This window comes from Streptomyces sparsus, from assembly GCF_054776295.1.
Genome location: NZ_BAAHCA010000744.1, coordinates 1 through 2,475 on the forward strand (window position 1 = coordinate 1; position 2,475 = coordinate 2,475).

At 68.4% G+C, this 2,475-nt stretch carries 1 protein-coding gene; it reads right to left on the bottom strand.

Annotated elements, in window-relative coordinates:
- Positions 1-21: 21 nt before the first annotated feature.
- Positions 22-2,475, bottom strand: a 2,454-nt coding sequence (locus tag ACYVE9_RS22890; protein ID WP_461029781.1) for a transglycosylase domain-containing protein, incomplete at its 5' end; no start/stop codon positions are given.

The window sequence follows — 2,475 nt, forward strand, 5'->3', positions numbered from 1 at the left end:
CCCGCGGCGCGTGCGGGGCGGCTACTCCTCGTCGCCCCGGCCGGCGAACAGTCCGCCGTTCCCGTTGCCGCCGTTGCCGCCGCTGCCGGACTGGCCGGGCTCGCCGGTCTGGCCCTCCGTCTGGCCCTCGGTCTCACCGCCGGTCTCGCCGCCGGTCTGGCCCTCCGTCTGGCCGTCCGTCTGGCCCTCCGTACCGCCGTTCTGCTGGCCCTCGTTCTGGCCACCGGTGTTGTTGCAGGTGACGTCCCAGAAGGCGCAGCTCTCGTCGTCGGACGGCGAGGGTGACGACGGGGAGGGGGTCGGGGACTCCTCCGGCTCCTCGGGCTCCTCGCTCTCCTCCGGCTCCTCGGAGGGCTCCTCGGAGGGCGAGGGTGACGGGCTGGGCACCGCGTCGGAGTTGACCACGTTGGTGATCGGCTCCGCCTTCGGGAACGCCTTGCTCGGCTCGCCCTTGAGCGCCGCCTTCATGTACGTCGTCCACACCTCGGTGGGCAGCTTTCCACCGGCGATGGACGGGAAGCCGCCCACCCCGCGCATGGACTCCAGCTCCTTGCTGTCCGGGTCGGTGCGGAACATCGTCACCGAGGTCGACAGCTGCGGCGTGTACCCCACCCACCAGGCGGACTTGTTGCCGTCGGTGGTACCGGTCTTGCCGGCCGCCGGCCGCCCCAGGGCCCTCGCGTCCTTACCGGTGCCCTCCTCGCCCTGGATGACGCCTTCCAGCACCTCGGTCACGGTGTTCGCGACGTTGGGGTCGATGGCGGTCTTGCGCTTCGGCTTCTCGAACCCGGGCTCGTCGTTGCCGCCCGACACCACCCGGGTGACCGCGTACGGCTCCGCCTGGCTGCCGGACGCCGCGAACGTGGCGTACGCGTCGGCCATCCGGATCGCGCTCGGCGTCGAAGTGCCCAGCGCGAACGACGGGTTGAGGTTGTGGTCGGCGCTCTCCCGCTTGATGCCGAGCTCCACCGCGGTGTCCCGGACGGTCTCCATGCCGACGTCCATGCCGAGCTGCACGAACGGGGTGTTGGCCGAGACCTCCATCGCCTTGCGCAGCGTGATGGGGCCCCAGTCGGTGTCGTTCATGTTGACCTGGCGGAAGACCTCGTCCTTGGAGTCGAGGAAGTCGGAACCGTCCTGGTTCTTGATGGCGATCTTGTTGTCGCCGTCGTACTTGCTGTCCGGGGAGATGCCCTGGCCGTTGCTCCGGTACGTGCCGTGCTCCATCGCCGCGGCCAGCACGAAGGGCTTCCACACCGAACCCACCGGCACACCGAAGGTGTTGGCGTTGTTGGTGTAGTGCCCCTTGTCGAAGCCCTCACCGCCGTAGAGCGCCACGATCTCACCGGTACCGGGCTTCACCGAGGCCGCACCGAACTGCACGAAGTTGTCGACCTCACGCTCGTCGGGCTTGAGGTTCGCCTTGCGGACCTTGTTGACCGACTTCTCCAGCTGCTCGACCTTCTTGCGGTCGAACGTGGTGTGGATCTGGTAACCGCCCTTGTCGAACTGCTTCTGCTCGATGTTCGACTTGCGCAGGACCTCGCTCTTGGCGATGGCCATCAGGTAACCGACCTGGCCGGTCTTGCTGTTCTGGTCCCGGCGCTCGATCGGCTCGGGGAACTTCTCGTACTTGTCCCGCTCCGCCTGCTCCATCAGGCCGACCTCGACCTGGCGGTCCAGCACCCAGCTCCAGCGCTCCTCGGCGCGCTTGCGGTTCTCCTTGGGCGAGCTGTTCGGCCCCTCACCGCCGGCCGGGTCGTACAGGTCGGCGCCCTTGAGCACGGTCGCCAGCAGCGCGCTCTCGTCCGGCTCCAGCTCCTTGGCGTCCTTGCCGTAGTACGCCTGGGCCGCCGCCTGGATGCCGTAGGCGCCGCGGCCGTAGTAACTGGTGTTGAGGTAGCCCTGCATGATCTGGTCTTTGGACTTGGTCGACCCGACCTTGATCGAGATGAAGAGCTCCTTGGCCTTCCGGGTCATGGTCTGGTCCTGCGACAGGAAGGTGTTCTTGACGAACTGCTGGGTGATCGTCGAACCGCCCTGCGTGTCCTGGCCCCTGGCCATGTTGACCACCGCGCGGGCGATGCCCCGCGGGTCCACTCCCGAGTCCTCGCGGAAGGTGGCGTTCTCCGCGGCGATCACCGCGTTCTGCATGGACCGGGGGATGTTGGTGATGTCGACGTTCTGACGGTTCGTCTGCCCGTCGCGCGCCATCACCGTGTCGTCGGACCAGTAGTAGACGTTGTTCTGCGCCTGGGCCGCTGCCTTCTCGTTGGGCACTCCCACCAGGGCGAAACCGACGCCCGCCAGCCCGATCAGCAGCGCGAAGCCGGTGAGGAACATGCCGGCCACCTGTTTCCAGGAGGGCATCCAGCGCCGCGCGCCCTGCTTCGTGGAACGCGGGTAGTCGATGAACCGCTTCTTCTGCGGCGACGCCGGGCGCCGACCCCGGCCGGCCCGCCCGCCGGCGTCGCC